Annotated in this window: 4 protein-coding genes; all 4 read right to left on the bottom strand. The window is 70.9% G+C overall.

Annotation, left to right across the window (positions count from 1 at the left end; all coding sequences use genetic code 11):
• On the bottom strand, nt 1–1,566 hold a 1,566-nt coding region (locus ON31_RS05295; RefSeq protein ID WP_039809860.1), incomplete at its 3' end, for a hypothetical protein.
• Nucleotides 1,567–1,697: 131 nt separating this feature from the next.
• Nucleotides 1,698–2,981 carry a hypothetical protein gene (locus ON31_RS05290; protein ID WP_147287041.1) on the bottom strand — a complete coding sequence of 428 codons (1,284 nt, stop codon included), beginning with the start codon at nt 2,979–2,981 and terminating at the stop codon, nt 1,698–1,700.
• A gap of 77 nt (nt 2,982–3,058) precedes the next feature.
• Nucleotides 3,059–3,337 carry a hypothetical protein gene (locus ON31_RS05285; protein WP_039809857.1) on the bottom strand — a complete coding sequence of 93 codons (279 nt, stop codon included), beginning with the start codon at nt 3,335–3,337 and terminating at the stop codon, nt 3,059–3,061.
• A 117-nt stretch (nt 3,338–3,454) separates the two neighbouring features.
• Nucleotides 3,455–24,820 (bottom strand): hypothetical protein, encoded by a 21,366-nt coding sequence (locus tag ON31_RS05280; RefSeq protein ID WP_039809854.1) that lies wholly within the window; start codon nt 24,818–24,820, stop codon nt 3,455–3,457.
• Nucleotides 24,821–25,872 lie beyond the last annotated feature (1,052 nt).

Genomic DNA, 25,872 nt, shown 5'->3' with positions numbered 1-25,872 from the left:
GCGCGGGAACAGCTTCGACGACGCCGAGTCCCGGGCGAGGCTGGTCTGCGGTCCGCCGCCACCGGGTGCGCCGCCACCGCCCTTCGGCCCGCCGCCACCGGCCTTCTTGGCAATGTCGTTGAGCGCGGCGGGCAATCCCGACAGCGGCGTGTTCGCCATCCGGTCGGCCAGATCGGACTGTTGCGCCTGGGACAGCGCCTGCTGGGCGGCCTGCTGGGCCGACTGCCGCCCCTGCTGCATGGCGCTCTGCAACCGCTGCAGGGCCTGCTGGCCGTCCTGACCGGCGGACTGCTGACCGGTGGACTGCTGACCGTAGCGCGAATCCGGCGAGGTCCGATTCGCGTTCTGGTACCGCGCGTCCGCAGACGTAGTGGTCGAACCGGTATCCCTGCCCGCCTGCTGCGACAGGGCGGCCATCTGGCTCTGGAACCCCGGACTCAGTCCGCCGCCGCTGTTTCCACCGCCGCCACCACCGCTACCGCCGCCGTTGCCACCGCCACCGTTGCCGCCGCCGGAGTTGTCACCGCCGTTGTTGCCGCGGTCGCCCGGATCCTCCAGGCCGGCGGTCGGATCGGTCGGGTCGGTCAGTTTCGGAATGGCCGCGCTGGAGTTGCGCATTCCGGTGACGTACCAGTTCTCGAACGCCTGGGCGTATTCGAGTTTGACCGAGTCGTAGTCCTCGTGGTTGTTGTCCCACTCCGACTCCCAGCGCTCGGGCATGCTGTCGCGGGTATAGCGCAGCCAGCCCGTGATGTAGAGCAGGTTGTCCGCCATGACACGCAGATCAGCGGAGAGGTCGTTCGCCTGCGCCTGAAACAGCCTGGCGGCGTTGATGACGCCGTTGGCACCGTCACCGGTCCACGATTCGTCCTGCTCCATCCGGGCCAGCCGACCCGTGAGATTCTCGAAATCGCCGCTGATGCGATCGGCGAACCATCCCCATTCCCCGGAGCAGCACGAAACGGCGGACGTGCTGATGCCTTCGCGTACCTTGACGAACCACGCTCCGTCGTGCAGGTGGTTGTACGGGTTCTCGGGCGTAATGGCGGTATGCACACCACCGGCAGCGGCGGCCCGATCCTTGAGGTTCTTGAAGTGCTCGTCGTATGCCGTGGCCGCCGTCTGATCGTCGCCCGGCCAGTGGGGAGTATCCTCGCCGATGGTTCCGGGTCGGTCGCTGTTCGGTGAGTCCTCCAGGGACTGCCGTTTCAGCCCGTTGAACGCGTCCCCCGAGTCCTGCTCGGCATTGTCGTAGAGCTTCCCCGCGATCACCAGGGTCTCGCCCAGCGAATTGACCATATCGAGGTAGATATCGAGGATTTCGGCGAGTCGACCACCTTCGATATTGAAGTTCCCCGCCAGTTGCAGCGCCCGCTGTAGATGCCCGTTATCGCTGAAGCCCTTGTGCTCATTCAGATTCGAGACATAGGTCTTCATATCGGCGAGAGCGTTCGCCACATCGGCGGCGAATCCCGCGGCTTCCTGCGCCACCCCTTCGGCGACCTGAATCAGCCCGTTGCCCGCCTGCTGTTTGAGCCCAGGCCAGGGATTTACGGTCTCGCCCACTCCCCGCTCCTACATTCACCTCGACCTACGGCATCGAAACGCTAACGGCCGCGAGTGAACGAGCTGTGAATACGATCCGTCGAGCCATCGAATTGCCTGTGCCCGTGGCGAATCGATATCCCCGTGATCGGCTAGCGGGTCGCGACGGTCACCCCGGCCATGGTGAGCTGATAGAGCGCGGAGTCGATATCGAACGAACCGGTGTCACCGAATGTCTCGACCAGATGATCGCGGGATACCGCAGCCGCTTCCGCGGCCGAGACCAGAGAGGCCACCGACGCGCGTTGCTGCTCGGTCGGCTGCTCGGCGACCAGCCTCGACACCAGATCCACCACGGTCTCGACCGTCCACATACCCGGCAGCGCGCTGGCGAGTTCGGTCGCGGATGGAGACTCGCCGCGATACCAGTGGCCGTTCTCCCACCAGTAGCAGAAGGACAGCAGACCGTTGGCGGCACGCGGATTCACGACCGGGTTCGCCACCCACTCCGGTGCTCCGGCATAGAACCGGGGCATGGGCGCGCCCGCGTTGTAGACCGCGTCCAGGGTGGGCGCGTCCCACACGCCGCCGGACAGTACGGCGCGGCCACCGGGTAGGGCGTACAGGGTGGAGCCGCTGCGTTTGGCGCCTTCGAACCAGGCCAGCGACGGCAATACTCTAGGGCCCCATTGTGATTCCGCTCCCACGAAGGTCGCCGCGATGACAGCCCAGCGAGCCCACATCAGCGGGAAAGGGGGAAACTCGTTGTCGGCCACGGTAGCCGCGACCTCGGCGGCCCGGTCGGCACCGGCCTGCGCGAAAGCCGTACGGGGCGAGCGGGTCTGGCGACCGTCGTGGTTCACATAAGCAGCCAGCCAGACCGGGAGCCGGGTGCGCGGATACTCGGCGAGATCGGCACGGTACGCCGGTGCCGGGAAAAGATAGTCGTCGGGGAAGGGTACGTCGCCGTAGTCGTAGTCGGCCTCCAACTTGCCGGAATCATCCAGCGACACCAGCATTCGCCACCAGGGTCCGTCGCCCAGCCGGGCCGCCAGCGCGCGGTGCTCGCGGATGAGCCCGAGGACCGACTGTGGCGGCTGGACACGGACCGTGCTCTCGTCGGTCGCGAAGAAGACGTGCACCACCTCGGTGGCCACGGTGAGCGCGAAGACGGCGTCCAATCGCCGCCAGCCACGCGGGCCCGCGGCGGCCAGTTCCCGGGCGATGCGGTGGGTGAGTTGCCTTGCCCGCGTGGCGGGATCGATGTCGGGCACGGGGGCAGCCGCACCGAGGGTGAACCCGATATCCGGCTCATCGACGGGGTCGTCCACCCCGAGCACCGCCGCGGTCACCGCAGCCTGCTCGGAGCCATCCGATACCCGGCCCTCCCCCGCGAGACCGCTCCCCTCGAGCGCCTCTTCCGCTGGTCTCGTCACGTCGCAGCCATCTCCTCGTCCGGCACCTGTCGGCATTGAACATATGTGGTGGCGCGCTCGGCGTCATCCCGGGTGCGCTATGCGCGATCCGGATCGGCCGGCGCTGTCACGTGCGCGATCCGGGCGCGTCGCGCAGCCGCGTTCGAGCCGTCCAACTGTCCGGCGAAGGCGCGGTGAGCAGCGGAGATCAGGTCGTCGTCGATGCGCGGGTGGGCACGTGCGATCGCCCACAGCGCACCCTCGGTCTCCATATCGAGACCGGTCGCCGAGCTGACACCGCCGCCCTCGCGGACCGAGGTCAGGGCGGCCTCGAAGTTCCGGCGCAGTTCGTCGTCGGTGGGTGGACCCAGTCGCACGGTGTCTCCTCTCGTTGCGGCCGCCCATCGGGACGACACGACGTCGTGCCCACACTCGCTCGAGTGCCCGAACATTCGGCGACGGATCGGCGAAGTTCCGGTGAACCGGCCGCTCGGCTACCCGGTGAACATCCGGGAACGGCGGTCCGGATCCGCGAGCGCGTCCCGGATGAACAGGCCGAGATCGAGATCGCCACCGATCGAGCGATAGCCGATATCGACGAGTACCCGGTCACCGGCGGTGACGGTGAACCGCGCCGTGCGCTTCTCCGGCTGCTGCCACTGTGCCCGCACCGCCGAGTCGTCCAGATCTATGACGTGCTCACCCACGCGCAGCCACAACCGACCGTCGAATCGGTAGAACACCGCCGGGATCTCACCCAGTTCGCCGTAGACGCCGCCGATCTCCCGGGCCTCCGCCACACCGGCCTGCAGCCGACCGTTCGCGGGATCGAAGGTCGCCGAGACGCCGAATCCGGTGTGCGGACGCACCACGATCTCGCCGCCACCGTTCCCGCGCGGCTCGGCTCGCCGGTAGCGATTCCCACCCGGCGTGCCGCCTCGGCTCGGCCCGGTCGCCCCGGCCCCCGGTGCGGACATGGGCGGCATAGCCGGCGGCATCGGGTAACCGGACGCCGACGATGACGGCGGCGCGACGGTCGGGGATGTCACCGCCTGGTCCGGTACTGGCGCTCCCGGACCCCATTCGCGTTCCGGCGCAGCGGCGTACGGAGACGTCGGCGACTGCCAGGAGGGCGGCTGCCCACCCGGCGGTGCTCCCGGCGCTTGCGCCCATGGCGGTGATTGAGGCGCATGCGGCCTGCCCGGCACCGACGGACCCGACCGCTCGGGCGCGCCCTGCGATGCCCACGGCTCACCCACGGATCCGGGCCCCCACTGCCGGTCCCCCGCCCCGTACGGCGACGGCGCCGCGGATTGCGGCGTCCATGGCCCATCCACCATCGACCGCCCCGATGGGCTGTCCGACGCCAGGGGTGTCCCGAGCGGAGCGGGCGGCGACTGCGGACGTCCCGGCGTCTCCGAAAAGCCCTGCGGACCTGCGCGTTCTGGCACATCAGGGCGGGCAGGAGCCTCCGACGAACCAGGAGGTGACGACAGCTCCGGCGGCACCGACAATCCGAGCGGCTCGGACACGCCGAGCGGCCGAGTCGACTGCGGCTGCGCATATGGCTCCGGCGTGTCCGGGGACTCCGGCGCGTGCGGCAGACCCGGCTGTTCGGGCAGATCCGAAGACTGAGGACGTCTTGGCGGGTCGAGGAGATCCAGGGGCTCCGGCAACTCGCCACGCTCCGGTAAGTCAGGGCGTTCGAGTGCGTCCGGCAGACCAGGACGCCCCGGCAGGTCTGAACGCCCCGGAAGCTCGGGGACATCCGGCAGTTCAGGGCGCTGCGGGAGGTCCGGAAGCCCGGGAGACCCTGGCGACTCGGGCGGCTGGGAAGGCTGCAGCGGGTCCGGAAGCTGCGGCAGGTCGGGCCATTGCGGCAAGTCAGGGCGTCCGGGTGCATCCGGGGAACCAGGAAGCCCCGGCAAGTCCGGACGCGCCGGCAACCCCGGGAGGTCCGGCGACCCGGGAGAACCTGGCAACTCGGGCGGTTGGGGCAGCTCCGGAACTTCGGGCAGCTCCGGAAGCTCGGGCAGCTCCGGCAACTCTGGAACCTCAGGCAGCTCAGGAACCTCAGGCAGCTCAGGAACCTCAGGCAGCTCAGGAAGCTCGGGTGGCTCCGGCGGTTGCGGCAGTCCTGGGTGGTCCGGGGGTTCAGGAGATTCCGGCGCATCCGGAGGTTCCTGAGCATCCGGAGGTTCCGGCGTATCCGGAGGTTCGGGCGATGCCGGTGGTGCGGGTGCGTCTGGGGCTTCCGGTTGGCCCGGCTGCTCGGGGTGTGTTGGCTGCTCCGGCTGATTCGGTTGCTCCGGCCGGTCCGGGTGTAGCCATCGGCGGGGGTCGAAGGGGTCGATGCCTTCGAAATTGGGGAGTTCGACCTCGAATTCGTGGGGTGGATGCGGGATGTGGGAGCGGAAGCCTCGCCTCGGCGGCTGGTGGGATTCGGTCGGCGGTATGCGGTGGCCGTCGTGTGGAGTGGACGGGCCGGACGGTGAGTCGGCAGGGGGATCCTGCGGGCCGTCCGGGTCCGGCGTACGGCCGGGCTCCTCATCGGTCTCGGGATCGACCGGACCCGTGGGGATCTCGTCCGGGTCCAGCGCTACTGTCGGCAGCTCATCCTGGTCCAGAGGTACTGTCGGCAGCTCATCCGGGTCCAGCGCCACCGTAGGCACCTCATCCGAATCCAGCGGCACCGTCGGCAGGCCGTCCGGATCCACCCGGGTCGTCGCTACCTCTTCTTGATCGAGCTGAGCGGTTGGTAGGTCGTCGGGGCCGAACGGCCGTGTGGGGCCGTCGAGTTGCGGGGTGGTGGTGTCGGCCGTGTTGTCGGTGTTCGTGTCGGATTCGGTTGTCGCGGTGGCATGTTCTCGTGTGCGGGGTGGGAGGAAGGGGGCGGGCGGTGGGAGGGGCATGGGTTCGTAGGGGATGCCCGCGCGGTCGCCGGTGAGCGGGGGGCGGGCCGCGTCCCAATGGAATCCGTCCAGCGCGGCGACGTGGGCATTGGCCTCGCGCCAGGTCGCGGTCGGATTCGCGCGCAGGTACGCGGATTCGGCGAGGGCATCTTGCAGGAGCAGCAGATCCGGCGGCAGGGGCTTGCCCTGGATCAGGCGGTGCCACGCCTCGGCGACATCGGCGACCGCGTCCAGCGGGCTGCGCGTCAGCTGTCCGGTGACCGGATCCAACACGAGATGCCGGTCCCGCATGAGATGGTTCTTGATCTGCTCCATCTCGGCGCGGGTGAACGCGGGCGGCAGTGGATCCACGCCCATCGCGGCATTGATCTTGTCGGAGAACAGCGTGGCGAGCCGGTCCGCGTCCGCGTCGGGCCCCAGCGCTCTGGCCAGCTTCTCGACGAGGGTTCGCCGCACCGCCTCGCGATGCTCCGCGAGGCCGCGTGTGATCGCGTCCAGATCGGAGTCATCGGCGCGGAACCGGGCGTACTGGGCGTCGGCCCATTCCTGCACCCGCGCCCACCTCCGCGCGGCGGCTTCCTGCTGTTCGCGCACGCTCTCCGCCACACCCATATCGGTGTCACGGCTGGTGAACTCGTTCATGGCGCGGAGCACGCCATCGACGAAGCCGTCCGCCCGATGCCGAGGTGGGCGCGGTCGAGCGGCACCGTCGGCGTGCTCCTCCGGCCGCCATTCGCGCACCATGGGCTGCACCTCGGCGGACCGATCCCGGAACCAGGGATGCCCCTTGAATCCCGGACGGATCCGGCCCGGATTATCCGAGTCCTTGAACCAGGTGAAGCCGCTCAGTTTCGCGACTTCCAGGATCACGCGCATGATGTTGGACACCGCGTCCGCGTACGGCAGCTCGTACATAGGCGTGCCGTCCGGCACCGCGGGACTGCCGCCGCCGGGGAAGTGCGGCAACAGATCCTGGTTGAATGCGTCGGATGGACGCCCCGTCGCCGGATCGACGCCGAGCGCATCCACGACCGCGGCCTGTATCTGGTCCACGGCCCAGCTGCTGACGCCTTCCGGAAGGTCCCGGGGTTCGTACTTCTTGGGCACCTCGCCTTCCCGATTGCCAGTCCAGTCCGGACGGGTGGGATCGACTTCGTGCCAGTTCCCCTCGGCGTCCCGCCAGCGGGTGCTGTCGAAGCGGTCCAGGCCGTACCGACCGCCGGGCTGCGAGCCGGCTCCACCGGCGGTGAGATGGTCCACCTCGGGCGGCCGCAGCGCGTCGACGGTCAGATTGCCATCGCGATCGGCACGGACTCGCCGGTATTCGAGCCGGGTGTCCGGGTCGACGAGCGCCTGTGCCACCGCGGCACTGCGGCGCAGCGCGTCTTCGAGCGCCCGGTCGTGGTCGGCGCGGGAATGGCCGAGTTCATCGCGTGGGCCGAAGACGATGATCCGGCGCGGATCCCCGTCCACGATCGCCACCCGCTCGGATTCCATTCGGGCGCCCTCGGATTCGGCGATCGTCCGCCACTCCCCCGCGATCCGTGCCATATCGTCCTGGAGCCGCCCGATCCGGTTGTGCGCCAGATTCACCTCGTGCGCCACCTCACCGAGAGCCGCGATGGTCCGGTGCTCGTCGGGGAGGTCGGTGCGCAGCCGAGCCAGGGTGTCGGCGAGCCGGTCGGGGCCGAGCGCCGACTCGTCCACCGCGCCCTCGTCGTCGAGTACACCCAGGTGCCCGGCCAGTTCATCGCGCGCGAGCCGCCCGGGTTTGGTGGTCAGCAGTTCGTCGGCCCGCTGCTGCGCCAGCCGGGCGAGTTCGGCCGTGACCAGTTCGGAGGGCGGTCGCACCCGCTCGACCCCGGCGCGCTCCAGCGCACTCATCCGCTGTTCGAGATCGACAATCCGCTCGCGTAGCCCCAGTACCCGCTCCGCGGCTCCGGTCAGCTTGGACAGGGTGTCCAGCCGGAAGGCGCGCTCTGCTGGTCCCGGTGACCGGGTGGTTCGCTGCGGACCCTGGTCACCGAGGGCTCCGATGTCGACCGATTGGGATCCGGTCTCCTGGTGCAGCCGGAGCAGCGTGGCCTGGAGCGACTCTCCGGTACCGAGCGCCCGCTCCGGATTGCCGCCGCCCAGTTGGGCGAATCGGTAGTCGCGCTTGGCGCGCTGGAACTCCAGTTCCTTCGTCAGTTTCTTGTGTTGTTCGAGCAACCGGTCGTAGTGCGCCACCGGATCCGGATCGGTCTCCGGTATCGGCTGCGGCGCACTCCGCGCCGGATCCGGTACGGCGGACATCGGATTCGGCTCGCGCCCCGGACCAGCATCGGTATCGCTGGCCGTATCCGTCCGGCGCGGTAGCGGTTCCGGCCAGTTGCCCGGTGTCGGGCGCACATATCCGGGTTGTGCGAAGCGCTGGGCGGCATCGACCAGAATGGAGTACAGCGCCCGCTCCGGCCCGGCTGCGTAGCGGCCGTTGATCCCGTGAGCCGCGAAGGCCTCGGCGTACGCCTCCTGCGGTACCAGGTTCTCCGGGAGTTTCGGATTCCCGTTGAAGCTGTAACCGCTGAGCTGGCTCAGCCACTGCACGAATCCCGCGTGGTCGTATGCCCCGGCTTCCTGGAGGTAGTACGCCTGCAAGCGCTCGATCGTGTAGTCCCGCTGCGTCCGCGGGTCCCAATGCTCGATATTGCCGGCATTGTCGAGCGCATGACCCAGTTCGTGCAGCAGGATCGACCGCACCGGATTCTCGGAGACCCCCGGCGGGAACCAGCCGACGGACTCGCGGTGCTCCACGAGTGCCCGCAGCGCCTGCGGGTCCGCGGCGTACGCACGATTCAGGATGATCGCGTCGGTGTACATCCGACCGTCGGACCCGATTCTCGGCTCCGCCCAGGCAATCCAGTTCTGGTCGGGTGGATCGCCGATTCCCAGGCGACGCAGCCGGATCTCCGGATAGGTGCGCAGTGTCTCGTCGACGGTCCGGGCCATTTCGCGGACGACCTCGGTGTCCACCTGCGGGTCGTCGACCCCGAAGACTGTCAGATCGTCGTAACGGTCCTGGAGGACCTGGGCCACCTCACGCGGTGCGAGCAGCGCCCATTCATCCCCGGCCAAGGAACCCAGCAGCCGTTTCAGTATGGTCAGCGCACGGTCGGCGAGCGTGGGCGCACGCGATTCCTGCGGTCCGGTCGGCGTGTGCTCGGCCGACCCGAGATCCGGGATGCCCGCATCGAGGTCGATGTTCTCCGGGTCCACGCTGCCGTCGGACAGTGGCTGCGGATCCAGTGGAGTCCCGGAACCCTCGGGTGCCGCGTCCTCGGCGAGGAAGCGCACGGCCCGCACATCGTTGACGGTGCCCTGAATGACCACCTGCTGCAATTGCATTGCCAGGTCGTAGTCTCCGATCGGATTGAACCGCCAGGCGGCGCCCTCCGGCGGCGCACCCGTCCGCCATTCCATGATCAGACCGTCGCCGTCGGTGAACACTTCGGCCACCCCACGATCGCGGGTCCATGAGGTGGAGTCGCTGACATCCGACTTCGAGAGCACGTGTTCTTCCGCCGAAACGCTTTCGGTGCCACGCGGAATGGCGTCGCCGCGCAGCGCCGCAACATACGCCGGATTCAGAATCCCGCTCTCCAGTTTCCTGGGAATGCCGCGATAGAGCGGGGTGCGGCCCTCGCCGTCGGGCAGCGTGCCCTCGTGCAGGACCGCGCCGTTCTCCGGACGGGTGAATCTGACTGTGGCACCCATGTTCTCGCCCAGCGGACCCTCCAGATCCTGCCCGCGGTCGATGGTGACATCGGTGAACCCGTACCGCTCCGCGAGCTGACCGGTGTGCGTGTACCAGGCCGATTCCTCGGGGGTGAAGCCCGCCTGGAGAGTCGCGTTGAAGGTCGCGAGGTTGTCGCCGAGCGGCCCGCCGCCGCCTTCGAACCAGTTGCCCTCGATCGCCCGCACCCGATCCCCGAGCACGCGCCAGGCATCGGCGAACATCTCCGACCCCGTCGGTGTTCCGGGTCCAGCGCGCAGTTCGAGCGTGAGCGTGCCGTCGGCGTCGACCCTGGCGAGAATGCCGTGGCGGTGGTCGCCGCCGTAGCGGTTGACATACGTTCCGCCGTCCGCGGAGACGAAACCACCCCCAGGGACCGGAATCATGTCGTCGGGGTGCCCCGGATCCGCGTGGTCGGCGAGTTCCGCGAGCCGGTCCAGCACGGCATCGTGCCAGCCTTCTCGGCCACGGGCGGCGAAGTCCGGTCGCAGCGTCTCGATGCGACGGCGAATGGCCTCCACCTCGGCGGTCGTGAGGGCGTGATCGGTGACTTCCAGGGTGCCGTCGGGCAGGCGGACCTGGAAGTGCTGGGTGAAGGGGCTGAGCGCGTCGCCCGCGGTCGGGTGATTGCCGAAGTTCAGGTGGTGGCCGATGCCGGTCACGCGATTGCCGGGCGCGAGCACCCAATCGAAGTCGCCGCGGCTCGGGGTTCCGGTCAGCATGTCGAGCAGCCCGAGCTCCCGGGCGCCGGGCGCGTCCAGGAACATCTCGTGGGCGTCGACGAACTTCTCCCCCGCCACCGATCCCGGCATCGGCTCCAGGTACACCACATTCGGGCGGTGCGGGTCGCGGAACACCTGCGGGACGTCGGCCCCGACCGCGCGGCCGACGAGCGAGACCAAATGCTCGGCGTCGGCATGCCGGGAGTTGAGCATGGTGACGCGGTGCAGCACCGTGCCGTCGTCGAAGGTGAGCCGTTCAGTGCGGCGTGGCTCGGTCAGCGATCTGCCTTCGCCGAGTACCTCGACCGAGCTCGGCCTCGTCGCGAGGGCGGCCCGCGCCCGTTCCGCGAAGCTGCGAACGCCGTGCGCGACATCCCAGGCGCGGCCGTAACTCTCGGCGTAGGACTCACCGGCTGCCGTGGTCCGATGGTCTGCGAGCACCGGGCGCAGCGCCTCCAGCCCCGCTTGGTTGGCCAACCGATCGAGGGTGGCGTCCGACGTGCCGGGCAGCGCTTGCGCGACGTCGGCGCGCGTGCGGTCGAACACGTCCCGGTACACCTGCTCCAGCGGGCTCACCGGCAGCTGGTGGCCTACCTCGCGCAGTTGCATGGCCACCACGATCTCCAGCGCGTAGGCCCGGCTGTGCTGCGCGATCATCCGGCGGATGTAGTCCTCGCGCGTGGACTGCATGCGATGCCGGACGGCGACCGGGTCGCGGTGCGCGAGGTCGGCGTGAATGGCGGCATGGGTCAGGGCGAGCAGATGCTCGGCATCGGTGGCACCGGGATCGAGGACCAGCGTATTGCGGGCCGGGTAGTACTGTGCCGGAGCTCCCGTCCGGTGCGTGTAGGCGACGTCGTGGCGGTCCAGCGTCTCGTTGGCCCATTGCCCGGCCGGAGTCTGCGCGAGCACCGCGCGCAGACGCGTGATGCGTTCGGCCGTAGCCTGATCCGCCAGCTGGCCCGGTGTGATGTCGGGCTGGTCGACCCGTGGCTCCGGCCGTCCGTGCGGGTCCACCGGCACGGTATCGGTGGTTTCCACGCTGACCCGGCCGTTCCCGTCGATATGAATGGTGCGCGCCTCCGGCGCGACCGACGCTGAGATCTGTTGCGCCACCGCCGGGTCGTGCAGGGCCTCAGCCAGCACGCGCTGGTGTTCACCGGGTGGTGCGGCGATGACGAGACGGTCCGGCGCGGCGATCGCGTGATCGCCCGGGTTGCCGGGAATGAGGGCGACGTGGTCACCGAGCAGCCGCCCGCGCTCCGTAATCTCGGCGGTGAGGACATCGCGGGCCGCGACGGCCGCGAGGTTGTCGAGGTGCCGCCGCTCATCGCGCAACACCAGTTCCCGCTGGTCGGCGAGATCGGCCAGGGTGCGCAGATCGTGGTCCAGGCGGCGCAGGTCGGAGAGCCGGTCGGCGGGAGTTCCGGGGTCGGTGAGCGCGCCCTCGAGGTGTCGGCGCAGCTGTTCGCCCTGCCGCTGGAGATCCGGTCGATCCGCTGTCGGGTCCGGCACGGGTGGGATATCCGGATCGGCGGCCAGCACGCGCTCGGCGGTCGTCGCCGCCCGCTCGGCCACGTCCCGCAGCTCGGTGGCGAGTTCCGCCGCACGGAGCCCGGCGGCCCGGCCGTCGAGCGCGGAACGGCGCATCCCGTCGGCGATTTCGGCGGTCGTCGGCAGGTGCGGCACGCCGGGACGGGTGCGCGACGCGGCGTTGACGTCGTCCCAGGCCCTGCCGTAGAGGTCGGTGTAGGTCGTGCCGTCGTCGGAGGCGAGGTCGGCGATCTCCGGCCGGATGGCGGCCGCGGCCAGTCGGTGCGCGACATCGTGAACGGTCTCGGCGGCCACGGCCGTATCCGGGTCGCGGCGGGCGAACGGAGCGAGCGCCGCCTCCCGGACCCCCCGCTCGTAGGCGTCGCGGTAGGTCCGCTCGATCCGGGCGGCGGTGTCGCTGCCCGTGATCTCGTACCCCAGTTCCCGCAGCTGCTGCGCCAATTCGACCATGCGGATACTGGCCTCGACCTCCTCGTCGACCATGGCCCGCACGAATTCGTCCCGGCCCATGGTCCGGATCCGCTCGACCGCGCTGCGCCCCTCGGTGAGGTACTCGGCGTGCAGCGATTCGTGCGCGAGCCAGAGTGCCTGGCGCACATGGTCGACGCCGCTGGTGTAGGTGACGACGGACAGATCCCCCCGCCTCGTCTCGCCCGACCGGCCGTCGGTGTGCGCGTGGTCGAAGCGCTGCCGCAGCGGACCCGCGTCGAGGTCAGCGAGTATCCGCCTGCCGATATCGGTCTGCGCCAACAGGCTTCGCACCGAATCGGCAGGATCGTCGAGCGAACGCAGGATTGGCGGCGTTGGCTCCGGGGCGACCGCGTCGCGTGGTGCGGAAGAGTCGCCCCAGGCCGGGGTGTCCACCTCGCTGGAGTTGGGGGTGCCGTCGGTGGGGGCGCTGTCGGTAGGGGTGCCGTCGGTGGTCCGCGCGGGCGCGGAGCCCTCGGGCACCGCCTGGTTCGCGTCCGCTACCGGGCCGTGCGGTGGACCGTCCGGGGACCCGGGCGCGGTCGGCGTCCCGTCGGAGCCGTCATCGTCCGGACCGTTGCCGATCCGTCGGAGGATGTCGTCGAACGCTGCGTCGGTCCGGCGTTGGATATCGTCGAACCGGTTCAGCGTCTGCCGCGACAGTTCGTGGAGGCGCTCATCAGCCTCGCGGGCGATGGCCTGGAAGCGGTCCCCGGGTGTTGACGGGTGCGGCTGCGCGGCAGCGGGTTCCGGTGGCGGCGCGATGTCGTCGGCGGGATGCCGAAGTTCGCCGCGCGTCACCGTGATTCGACCCTGGTCGTCGAAATCGATACGCAGTTGCCGCACCACCGCGCCCCGGTTCACCCGCTCGCTCAGCTCCGGATACCGTTGCCGCGCTTCGTCCCACACCCGTGCCGCATCGGTGTCGCCCCAGCCGACCACCAGGATGTGGGGTGGGTCGCCGTCGATGACGCCCACCCGGTCGGTGATCAGCTCCGCGCCCGCGGTGAGCAGGGTGTCGCGCTCCATGGCGGTGGCCATGGCCCGGTCCAGGATGTCCACCCGTTCGGCGGCGGCGTGGTAGCGCTCGGCGGCGGCCTCCAGTGCGTCGATCCGCGCCAGGCGGCGGGGCATCTCGTCCACCCGCATGGTGGTGGCGCGCAGTTCTGCGACGGTGTCCGCCAGGCGATCCGGGGTCAGGTCCGCGGCGTTGACCGGCAGTCCGGTCATGGCCGCGTCCAGGGCGTCCCGGGCCGTATCACGGGTTCGGACGGCGGCGGCGCTGTCGGCGGCGAGGATGTCCATGACCGCTCGGCGCTGCCGGGCCGCGTCGTCCAACGCGGCCGTTTCCCGCTGGAGTGCGGCATCGATACGCGCGCCGGGGTCGGCGGGCGGTTCCTCGAGCCGTACCGGGCGAGCGGACTCGTCGGCCGGGGATCGCTCGGGTGATCTGTCCGCCGGGGACGAGTTCGCGTCGGCGTCCGGAGCCCGCTGTGCGGCACCGTCCGAGGACGGGGTGTCGGGTTGTCCCGGTTCGACGGGTCGCCGGGCGGCGTCGGCCGGAGGAGAGTCCGCGCTGTCGGCGTCCGGAAGCCGCTGTGCGGCACCGTCGGACGACGGGCTGTCGGGTTGCCCCGGTGCGACGGACTGCCGGAAACCGTCGGCCAGGGGTGCGTCCGCGTCGTCGGCGTCCGGAATTCGCTGGGCGGCACCGTCCGACGACGGGGTGTCGGGTTGCCTCGGTGGTGCCGACAGCGGCGATTCGTCGGCGGGAGGATCGTCGCGACGCGGCGACCGGCCGTCGTCCGTGGGTGGTCCGAGCAGTTCGTTCGCGCGCGCGGCGGCCGACTCGAGGCGGGCGAGGTGCGCTTCGGCCAGGTGTAGGCGGCGAGTGGCGTCGTCGAGCCGGTCGAGTCTCTCCTGTCGCTGCGCCATCTCCTCGACGCGTGTGGTGCGGGTGCGGTGATGGTCCAGGGTCTCGTCCACCCGGCCCGGGGTGAGATCCGAGACATCGATGGGCAGTCCGTCCAGGGCGGCATCGCGGTCGGCGCGGGCCTCGTCACGCTCCCTGGTGGCGGCGGCGAGTTCGCGGTCCAGGCGGATGCGCTGCCAGTCGGCATTGGGCCGGGCCCGGTCGAGTGCGCCGGTCAGGCGGTCGATATCGGACCGCGCGGTGTGCACGGCGCGCGCGGCCGACTCCAGATCATCGATACGGGCGAGGTGTGCCGCGTGCTCGGAAATCGGGAGCGTGCGGGCGCGCAGCGCGTCGAGTGTGTCGTCGAGGCGGTCGGGGCGCAGCTCCGAGGCGTCCACCGGATGCCGCGTCATCTCCTCGGCCAGCCGCATTCGCGCGGCGTCGAAAGCCGCTGTGGCGGCGTCGAGTTCGTTGCGCACATCGGCGTAGCGCCGCACGTCCGGATGGTCGGGGCGGGCGAGCGCCGCCTCCAGCCGGGCGGCATCGGTCTCCGCGCGGGCAAGGTCGGCCTCGGCGGCGTGCACCCGCCGTGCCGCGTCGCCGAGCGCGTCCACCCTGGCCAGATGGGCGGCGTGCTCCGATACCGGCAGCGTCCGGGAGCGCAGGCCCTCCAGGATCTCGTCGAGATGCTCCGGGCGCAGGTCGGTTTCCGCCACGGGGTGGCGTGCGACCTGTTCGGCGAGTGCGCGGCGGGCCTGCGCCAGTTCCTGGCGGGCGTTCTCGGCCCTGCCCGCCGCGGCCACGGCCGCGGCCTCGTCGAGCGCACGCTGATGCCGGTCGACGAGGTGCGCGAGGTCGGCCAGCCCGGCGGCGCGATCGCGGGTCTCCGCCCGCAGCGTGGCCTGGAGTTCGGCCAGCTCCCGTGCGCTCAGGCCCTCGTGCTTCTCGATCTTGCCGTCGCGGTATTCCTCGTAGACCTCGGCGAGCCGGGCCGGGTCGGCGTCGGTGATGTCGACGCCGATGATTCGCGCCCAGTCGCGATTCGCTTGCGGCACCGCGGATTCCGGATCACGCGGCCGGTCGGCGGCGTCGCGCAGACCGTCGGTGAACGCGTGCGGATCGCCGACGATGTCACGCAGATGGCCGGGGGCGCCGGGATCGTGGATGCGCAGGTCCCCGTCGGCGGCCCGGGGATCCAGCGCGGGGTTGTCCCGCACATCGGTGTAGGGGTCGAGATCGAGCAGCGTTCGGGTGAACTCCGCGATGGCGGCCCGCACCTCGGTATCGCGTCCGGCCCGCTGCGCCAGGCGCATCGCATCGGTGAGGGCGCCGACGTCGATGCCCTTCGTATCCCCGTGCGGTACCCAGATGAGCGCGTTCGGATTCCGCGTCTCGCCTCGGTCGCGGAAGTAGGGGTCGTCGCCGCGCAGGTGCTTTCCGGGGAGCAGGTCTTCGGGTGCCACACCGAGACGACGGGCGAGCAGGTCGCGGGCCGCCCGCACCGCGTCGACGTCCAGGCTCTTACCCAGCTGTTTGGCGTAGTCGACGAGATCCTTGACGCGCTGGCGCTGCAATGCCGACCGCTGGTCGGGATCGCCGAGCACGTCGGCGATCCGCTGCGGGGTCAGGTCGTCGTGCGGGATGCCGAGGCGGTTGGCCAATTGCTCACGGCGCCGGGTGATGTCGAAGAAGGTCTCGATATCACTGGCGCTGCGGGCGTAGTCGGCCAGCCCCTCGATCTGTGCGGCGCGCAGCGCATTGCGCAGCCGGTGGTCCGCGATCGTCTCCGGGGTCAGGTCGCCGGGGTCGATGCCCAGCTCACCGGCCAATCGACGGATGGCGTCGCGTACATCATCGACCGAACGCGGCTGATTCGGGTTCGACTGCGGCGCTTCGGAATCCAGCACCGGACGCCAATCTCCCGCACCGTCGCGCAGCAGCGTGACACGCACGTCACGGCCGTCGACCGATCCCTGATAGTGGCGGACCTGCGGGGTGTCGGTGGCGTCGAGGTGGAGGCGTCCGGTTGCGTCCACCCATGCGTTTCGGTAGTCGGGGACGATATCGCCGCGGTTCACCGCCGCCGCGAGTGCCGGGTCGGCGGCGAGTGCGTCCGCGAGCAGGCGCGATCGGTCCCCGGCACCGTCGAAGACGACCAGTCGATCCGGGCCGCCGTCCGGATCGGCCACCCGCACCACGCCGTCGTGCACCTGCCGCCCCTGCTGTGCCCGGGTCCATTCGTCGATCAGGTGGGCGCGTTGGTCGGGATCGGCATCCGAGCGCAGGTACGGTGCGGCCGCGCGCGCGAAATCCGCCAGCGCCGCGGCACGGTCGGCGGTGTCGCCGCGCAGCCGGGCGAGTTCCTCCGCCAGCCGGGCATTCGCCAGCTCGTGCTGGATCCGCCGCATATCCGCCGGGTCGACGGCCGCCAGCAGCTCCCCGCGCTCCGCCGGGTCCACCCGACGCAGGGCGTCGGTGAGGGTATCCGCGGCCGATTCCGGGTCGATGCCGGACAGCTGCTCGAGGTTCGATCCGGCCAGCAGCCGGGCCCGCTGGTCGGCGGGCAGGGCCAGCAGCGCGCGGGCCGCCTCCTCCGGGCTCAGATCGACCAGATCCCGTACACCCAGGGCGTTCAGGTCCACGCCCAGCAGCTGCGCCCAGACGGACCGCTCGTCATTGATCTGATAGCGGCGCAATGCGTTCTCGTAGTGCTCGCGCAGACCGTCCTCGCGGTCCGGGCGGACGCCCTCGTGCGGATCGGCCCAGTGGCGGCCCGGCTCGCCGCCGTTGTTGACGCCCTCCCAGTCCAGCAGCGTCGGTTCCGTACCGCCCGCCCGCACCAGCTCCCGCAGGTAGAGACCGAGCGGGTCATTGCTGTCGAAGCTGACCTCGCGGCTGAACGGCAGGCGAGCGTCCTCGGCGTTCCACCGCCGCGCCGCCTCGGCCAAGGCTTCGACAGCGGCGGCCCGGCGGGCGTTTCGGTACTGCTGTTCGGTGAGGATCCGTTGCACCGCTGCCGGATTCGAATCCGTCAGCTCGATGTCGAGCCGCCGGGCGGCCGCGCGCAGTTCCGCGTCCGGCGACCGGAGTGTCGGATCGGAATCGGTTGTGTTCGACGGCGATTCATCGCTGCGACGCGGATCTTCTTCACCCGCTTGGAGTTCCCGCGTATCCGGCGCGGGGAAGAAGGTGTCGTCCGGATCCATGAGCCCGGCGAGCTTCAGCTCCGCCTCCATCTCCGCCAGCAACTCCGGATCGGCCTCGTCGATCCAGTACCGGTACTCCTCGTCGTCGGAGACCATGGCGGGTACGACGTCTTCCGACTCGTCGCGAGTCCGAGCGGTCAAGCGGTCCAGGAAGAACGGTGCGCCCTCACGCTTCTTCCAGAGCGTGGCGACCTCTTTCCAGATGCGGGCGGGGTTGAAGCTCCCCGACGCGGCCGGGTCGGTGATACCGGCCAGATCCGAGATGGCCGTCTGGCCGCGACCGTCCTCGCCCGAGCCCGACGGGTACTTGGGATATGCGCCGTCGTAGCTGAGCGAAGCCGGCGAGAAGCCTTCGCGCAGCCGCTGCCGAAGCAGGCCGTCACGTTTGGCGATCCGCCATTCGGTCTTGGCCAACTCCCACCGCTCGCGCAGCGTGAGCGTGCCCTCCGCCGCCTTGGCCAGCAGTTCGCGGTGGCGGACATCGACGGTATCGGGGCGGGTGTCGGGGCGTGGGGCGAGTTGACCGGATTCCGATGGGTCGCCGGCCGGAGGCACGACGCGCATCCGGCCGTCGTCGCCGAGTGCCAGCCCGACGGGCACCCGATCGCCGTCCACCTCGAGCACCATCCTGCGGGTGCCGTCGGGGGGAGTCGAGTCCGGTTCGGTCCGCAGCACATCGGCCAGGGCGGCAAGGTCTTCGGCCTGCCGCAGCGTGGCCTCGCGCAGGTCGGCCAGGGTGCGGGTGACGTGGTCCGGGTGCAGCGCCGCGGGATCGAGCCCGAGCAGGTCGGCCCACCGATCCCGGGTGGTCTCGATCTGGCGGCGGTGCACCGCGTCGGTGGCGGCTTCGTGGCGGGCGACGCTGTCGGCCAGGGCCTCGATCACACCGGCGGTCAGCAGGTTGCGGTAGCGCAGATCGGCGAGTGTGCGCGCCGAGTCGGCGGATCGCAGTTCGGCGTCCGACAGTCCCAGGCGCTGGGCGAGCCGGTCCCGAAGTCCGGAGTCGGAATGCAGTCGTGGCGTCCGATCGGGTTGTGCGGCAGGGTTCTCCGGTCGCGGAGAACCGTCCGCGGCTGTCAAGCGGGCCGGGCCCGCATCGGGAGCCGGGTACGAGAGATAGCCCAGCCCGAGTGAGCGCAGTTCCGCCAGCATCCGCTGCCGCGTTTCCGGGTCGGCCTCACGCCAGTAGTCCTCGTCGCCGTACAGCTGATCGACATCCAGCGGCCCGAAGTCGTCGGGATAGCGCATGGGCGCGGCGGCGGCGATGGATTCGTCGAGGAAGCCACGGGCCCTTGCCCTTTCGGCCAGCTCCCACAGGGTTCCGAACGGGTCGCGGTTGCCGTCGAAGGCATCCCGCAGGCCGAGCGCTTCGGCCAGGCGGCGGATGTATTCGCGTTCGCCTTCGGACAGCGTGACCGGGTCGACGCCACCGGCCCGCACGTCGGGCTGATCGAGGAAGCGGCGGACGGCATCGAGCGGATCGTCGGCATCCGGACCGGCGCGGCGTGCTCCGGCACCCGAATCGCCCTCTCCGCCGGGAGGATCGCCCGCACCGTCCGCGGTGCCGTTCGTCGGCGGTGGGCCGGGTGGCCGTTGCGAGCCGCCCCCGGTCCCCGGCTCCGGAGCCGTATCCTCCGAATCCACGGCATCGTCGGTCCGGCGTCGCGACTCCGCCAGCTCCGCATCCGTGCGCCGACTCCGTTCCGCGACTTCGGCGTCGGTGCGTCGACCGGCCTCCGCCAACTCGGCGTCGGAACGCCGCCGCGACTCATCGAGCGCCGCATCGGTCCGCTGCCGCGACTCGGCCAGCTCGGCCTCCGAACGCTGCCGCGACTCCGCCAACTCCGCATCGGAACGCCGCCGCGACTCGGCCAGCTCGGCCTCCGAACGCTGCCGCGACTCCGCCAACTCCGCATCGGAACGCTGGCGCGACTCGTCCAACTCGGCGTCGGTGCGCTGACGCGACTCGGCGAGTTCGTCCGCCAACCGGTTCGTCGATTCGTCGGGCCACGTACCGGGGTCGGCCGGTGGGCGCGAACCGTCGTCGGGGTCACGGGCGGGTGTGGGCGGTCCGGGCGGATCCGCGGGTGGTAACCGGGAACCGCCACCGGCCTGCGGTCCGCTGCCCGCCGGGGGCCGCGGCGGTGCGGCGGTACCCGGTTCCTCACCCGGATCGTCGGGACGGCCGGGTAGCTGCCCGCGCTCGGCCAGCCGGTGGAACTGTTCGGCCAGCTCGGCGAGCGTCCTGATCTGCTCGGCCCGGTCGCGCACCTCGCCGCGCATGCCGTCCAGAGCCGCCGCGAGATCGGCGGCACTGAGGCCCTCGTGCTTGTCGATCCGACCGTCCCGGTACGCCTCGTACACCCGGCGGAAGGTCGCGTCGTCGGCGCCGACCAGGTCCACGCCCACCAGGCGCGCCCAGTCGCCGCCCGGCTGCGGCCGGGTATCGGGATCACCGCTGGGCAATTCGCCGCCCTCGGGCAGCCGAGCCTGGGCATCGGCCACGGCGTCAGCGAGGGCACGGCCGAAATCGAGCGGATCGCCCGACGGAACGGCACCGGCGAGGATGTCGCGCAGCCCCGGCAGCGCGTCGATATCGTGCACCGGCGGTTCGGTGTCGGCGGAACGCGGGTCGGCCGCACGATCGCCCCGGGGCACCTCGGAGTACGGGTCGACGTCGGTGAGCGCGGCGGCGAATTCGGCCAGCGCGTCCCGCGCGACCCAGGCACTCCCGTCGCGTACCAGTCCGGCGACGACCTTGCGCAGTTTCGCCGGATCGATGCCCGCGGTATCCGGAACCCGGATGAGCCGTCCCGCATCGTTATTCGTGTACTTGGTCGGATACAGCTCCGACGGCTCGATGCCGAGCTGCCGCGCCAGCCGGTCCCGTGCGGCATCGAGCGCCGTCGCGTCGAGTCCGCGCAGCCGCCGCGCGTAAGCGACGAGATCCTCGAACCGCTGGATACGTAGCGCCCGGCGCGGCGACGGATCGGTGAGGCCCTCCGCGATCGCCCGGGGTGTCAGTTCCGCCTCCGACAGTCCCAAGCGCTGCGCCAGCGGGGCCCGCACCTCGGCGAGACCGTAGAAGGTCTGGATGTCGTTGGCGGTGCGAATGTAGTCGGCGAGCGCCTCGATCTGGCCCGCCCGCATCGCATTCAGCAGCTGCTGCGAGGCGATCGTCCGCGCCAACCGCTCCGGATGCACGCCGTCCGGGCCGATGCCGAGGTCGTCGAGGCCGACACCGAGTCGCCGTGCCAGCTCGCCCATCTCGCGCAGTGTCTCTTCGGGCGACCGCGGCGCGGTGCGATCCGATGCGTCGTCGGCCGTCGAGCCGCCCTCGGGCGCCGCATCGAGTGTGTCGGATACCGGGTCGACGGTCTGGGGAACCGGCCGCCACTGCTGTCCGGTGTTGTCCCGCACCAGGGTCACGACCAGTTCCCGGCCGTCCACCGGGCCGCGGAAGTGGTGGACCTCGGGAGTATCGACCGGGTCGAGGTGCGGCTGCCCGGACTCGTCGACACGCACCTGCCGGTAGTCCACCCGAATATCGCCGGCGTCGAGCGCGGCCGCCAGATCCGGCCGCGTGGCCAGCGTGTCGGCCAGCACCTCGTCCCGGCCGCGAGCACCGTCGATGACCACCAGCAGGTCCGGCCCGTCGTCGATCGGAATCCGGGCGATCTGGTCGCCGTACGGCTCGCCGACCTGCCGCTGATCGGCCTGCGCCAGCAGATCGGCCGCCGCGGTGGCGAAGTCGGCCAAGCCCTCCGCTCGCGCGATGTTCTCGTTCCGCAGCCGATCCAGGGTGCCGTCCAGCCGATCGGGGCCGAGGTCGGCGAGATCGATACCGAACATGGCTGCCCACGTGGACAATTCGTCCGTCAACTGACTGCGGCGCAGCGCGTGCTCGAAATAGATCGGGATACCGTCGTCGCGGCCGAGCTCCGGATTCTCGCCGACCCGGTTCCACTCCGGCAGCGGATCGGCCCCGTTGCCGACTTCCGCGCTGTCCAGCAGCCCGGGATCAGAGCCCATCGCGACCATGATCTCGCGCAGGAACAACCCCATCGGATTGTCGTCGAAGAAGCTGCGCGGCACGGCACCGACCGGCACACTGCCACCGGGGCGGCCCTCGGCATCCGTTCCCGGCGTGCCGTCCGCGTCGTGCCAGCGATAGGGGCGGCTGTTCTCCTCGTTGAAACGCCGTGCGGCGTCGCCGAGTCCCTCGATGGCGGCGGCGGCGCGCAACGTCCGGTACTGCTGCTCGTCGAGCACCCGCCGAACGGTCGCCGGATCGTTGTCGGGCAGGTCGAACCCGAGCCGCCGCGCCATATCCGCGAGCGACTCGTCCTGCGGCGGGTTCGTGGGTTCCGCGACCGGCAGCGGATCGTTCGGCACCTCCGGAATCGGCTGCTCTTCGAGCCGGACCGACTCCTCGGCGGAGATCAGACCATGGTCGTAGAGGTCGTCGATGATCCGCTGACGCAGCTCCGGATCCGTGCTGGAATCCAGCAGATCCCGCAGTGCGGCGCGGTTCTCGTCCGCCGGGCGCAACTCCAGGCGCGTCAGGTCGGTGAGGATGCGGCGGCGGACCTCGGGATCGGAGGTGACGTCCAGCAGCGCTTCGAAATCGGCGCGGGCCTGCTCCGGGGAGATGATCCCGGCTTCATGGGTGACGCCGATCCCCTGGCGGGCGCGTTCCGGATCGGTATCGCTGATCCAGGGCCGGTACTCCGCGCCGTCGGGCGTGTGCAGCGGCATATGCTCGCCGGCTTGCGCCGCGATACGACCGGAGAGCCGATTCAGGAGGGGTATCTGCTCCCGCTGCTGCCAGAAGGTGACGGACTCCTTGAGAATCCGCGCGATATTGGGGAATCCGTCCCCGCCCGCGCTGGGCGGCTCCTGGAACACCGGGCCGGTGGGAGGCGGCGGCGGTGCGGGAGGTGGCGGGCCGAGCAGGTCCGGGGCGTCGACGACCGCGTCCCGCAGCGCCGTCTGGCCGCGGTGGTCCTCGCCGGAGCCGGAGGGGTACTTGGGGTACACGCCGCGGTGGCCGCGCACATGAGTGATGTCGCGGAAGCGCTCCCACATGCGGCGCAGCGCCGACTTGCGCTCCGGGGTGTCGGAATCGGCTCGGCGGGCGGGTGTTTCGCCGCCGTCCGGGGGCGCGACGCGCCAGCGGTCGGCACCGTCGGGGACGAGACGCAGGGGTACCTGCTCACCGTCGACGTCGATGGTCCGGGTGGTATCGGCATCGCCCTGCGGTGGCAGGACCGCGTCGGGTTCCAGGACACGCGGGTCACCGGCCTCGTCGCCGGAGCGCGAGTTCTGGTGTGCGCCTTCATCGCCCGGATCGTCCGGGGTCGTCGGCGGTGCGGGCGGATCCGACGGCGGCCGGTTCGATCCGCCGTCTGCCACCGCGACCGGGGCGTCGCCGTCGGCCGCCTGCCACACCGAAGTGAACATGTCCGACGCCGTGCGCGTGGACTGCTCACCGTCCTGTGCGCGTGGCGTCCGCGGCGCGTCGGCACCGGACCGCGGCGGAACGCCGACATCGGCATTCGAGGTGCGCACAGGCGCACCACGGTCGGCGGACGGCGACCGGGGCTGCTCCTCCTCGGCAGTGGGTGATCGGTCCGGCTCCTCGTCGGCAACGGGTGATCGGTTCGGCTCCTCACCGACGGTCGGCGACCGGCTCTCCTCGTCAGCGGGAGGCGACCGGTCCGGGTCCACGTCGGTGGTGGGCGATCGGTTCGGGTCTTCGTCAGGGGCCGGCGACTGGTCGGGTGTCTCGTCGGTGGTCCGCGACCGGCCATCGTCATCGTCGGCTGTCGGTGACGGCGGCCGTTCCTCGTCGGGGGCGGGTGTCCGGCCGCGCTGCGCTTCGGGCGGCTCCGATCGCGGGCGGGTGGGGGTGTCGTCCGCGTCGGGCGCGTCGGTGGAGAAGCGGTCGGTGAAGAAACGGACGAAGCGGCCCCACCGGTCACGGTCCGGCCGCGCGTGCCGCTCGATCTCCCGCAGGCGGTCCATGGCCGAGTCGAACCATTCGCCGCGATCGCGAGCGGTGAACTCCGGTTCCAACGCCGCCAGGCGCGCCCGGAGCGACCGCACCTCGGATTTGGTGAATTCATTGTCGCGCCAGACGATCTCGCCGGCGTCGCCGACTCGCAGCAGATAGTCGGCGAACGGGCTGATGGGATCACCGGCCTCGGGGCCCGGACCGAAGGCGTTGCGGTGGCCGATCCCACCGACCCCGTCGGGACCGATCATCCAGTGGGAATCCCGGTCCGGCATACCGATCAGCGCGTCCAGTAGGCCCAGCATCCGGCCCTGGGGGGTGTCGGTGGTTCCGAGCAGCCGCGCCGCGTCCGCCCCTTCGAACATCGTCGCCGCCACGTCACCCGGCATCACCTGCATGTAGACGGTGGTGGGGGCATCACCGTCCCGATGCACCCGTGGCACGTTCGCGTCGATCGCGGTGCCCAGCATGGACGCCAGGACCTCGGCGTCGGCCTGCCTCGGATCGTCGAACACCTTCCGGACCAGTCGGGTGCCGTCCTCGAAGGTGACCAGTTCCACCCGGTGCGCCCGATCGCCGTCCCCGAGCGGTTCGACACGCACTGCACCGGACTCGACGGCATCGTGCACCAGGGCGTCGAAGGCCTGCCGGGACAATGCCTCCCGTTCGATCGGCCCCAGCTTGTGCGTCGGATTACCCTCGGCGTCGAACATGATCGCGTACGTGCCGGTGCGGTCGCCGACGCCCGCCGGCGGATTCTCGATCACCTCGCCTGTCGCGGCATCCCGGATCACGATATCGCCGTCCTCACAGGACAGCCGGTATACCCGCGTCACGGCGTCGTCGCCGTCGCCGTAGGTGTCGATCACGAGGGCGTGCATGGTGTCGCTCTCACCCTGCCGCCGCCGCGCCGCCGCCTCGTCCCGCAGGCGCTGGCGCAGGGAACCGTGATCGTTGAACTGCCGGGCCGCCCCGTCCGCCGCGACCATGATCGCCGCGACCGGCATGCCGTCGCGCCACGACTCGGGATCCGGAACGCGGATCGCCGTACTACCGGTGTCCTCCCGGATACCCGCCAGCGCCCGCACGGCATCATTGCCGCCCGCACTCCGATCCCCGTCCGGCGCGGCGCGATTCGCCGGGGCGGCGGCCGCTGTGTCCGCACTCGCATCGCCATCCGGATCGACCGGGCTGTCCGCATCCGGCCGCCGCGCACCCCCGATACCTGCCGAGGACTCATCCTCGGCCCGCCCGCCCCGACCGGTGTCCTCCGCGTCATCGCGCCGTGCCGACACGGCGGATTCCTCACGCCCACGGCCCGGTTCGCTGCTAGCCGGACCGGATTCCTCACGCGCAGTGACCGCTTCGCCACGTGCAAGCGCGGACTCGTCACGCGCAGGGCCCGCCTCGCCACGCGCGGGAACCGCCGCCTCGTCACGCGTGGGAACCGCCTCGTCCCGCACAGGCGCAGGTTCGCGTCTCGTTGGAACCGGTTGGTCACGCTCAGGAATGGAACCCTCACGCATGGGAGTACCGTCGTCGCGCACGGGAGCCGTTTCGCCGCGCTCTCGAGCGGATTCCTCGCGTGCAGAGGCCGCTTCATCACGCATAGGAACCGCTTCATCACGCACCGGCGCAGACTCGTCACGCGCAGGAACCGCCTCACCGCGCACCGGAGCCGCCTCGTCGCGCAACGGAGCCGCCTCGTCGCGCAACGGAACCGCCTCATCGCGTGCGGGAACCGCTTCATCACGCACCGGCGCGGTTTCCTCGCGCGCCGGAGCGCCTTCGTCGCGCACACTGGCCGGTTCGCCGCGTCCCTGAGCGGAGTCCTCGCGCGCCGGAGCGTCTTCGTCACGCACACGGGCCGATTCGCCACGATCCGGTGCGGATTCCTCGCGTGCAGGAACTGCTTCATCGCGTGCAGGCGCGGATTCCTCGCGTGTGGGTGCGCCTTCGTCGCGTAGGGAGGGCGGTTCGGCGCGGGTGGTGTCTGTGTCCGGCGGTGCTTCCGATTGGGTGCGGGGTGTGGCGGTGACCGGGGTGCCGGGGTCGGCGGGGTGCGGGTCGGTGCGGGTCGGAGTCGCCTCGGAGCCTGTTGTAGCCGCTTGGATACCGGTGGCGGGGTGGGGCATCGCGCTGGAAGCATGTTGTGCGCCAGCGGCTCTGGGCTCGGGGTGTGGGGCGGCGGTGGGTTCTCCGCCGGGCGGCTGGGCGCCGTGCGGTGTGCCGGGGTCGGCCGCGGTGGCTGGCGAACCGGTGGGGTCGGGGGCGGGGGTACGAGTTTGGTCGCCGTGGGCCGCGTCGGACTGCATCCCCTGCGGGCGCGCGTCGGCGGCGGACGCCG

The sequence above is a fragment of the Nocardia otitidiscaviarum NBRC 14405 genome, assembly GCF_000308635.1.
Taxonomy (GTDB): Bacteria; Actinomycetota; Actinomycetes; order Mycobacteriales; family Mycobacteriaceae; genus Nocardia; species Nocardia otitidiscaviarum.
Note: the sequence above shows the minus strand (reverse complement) of the source record. Positions and strands in the feature narration are given on the sequence as shown.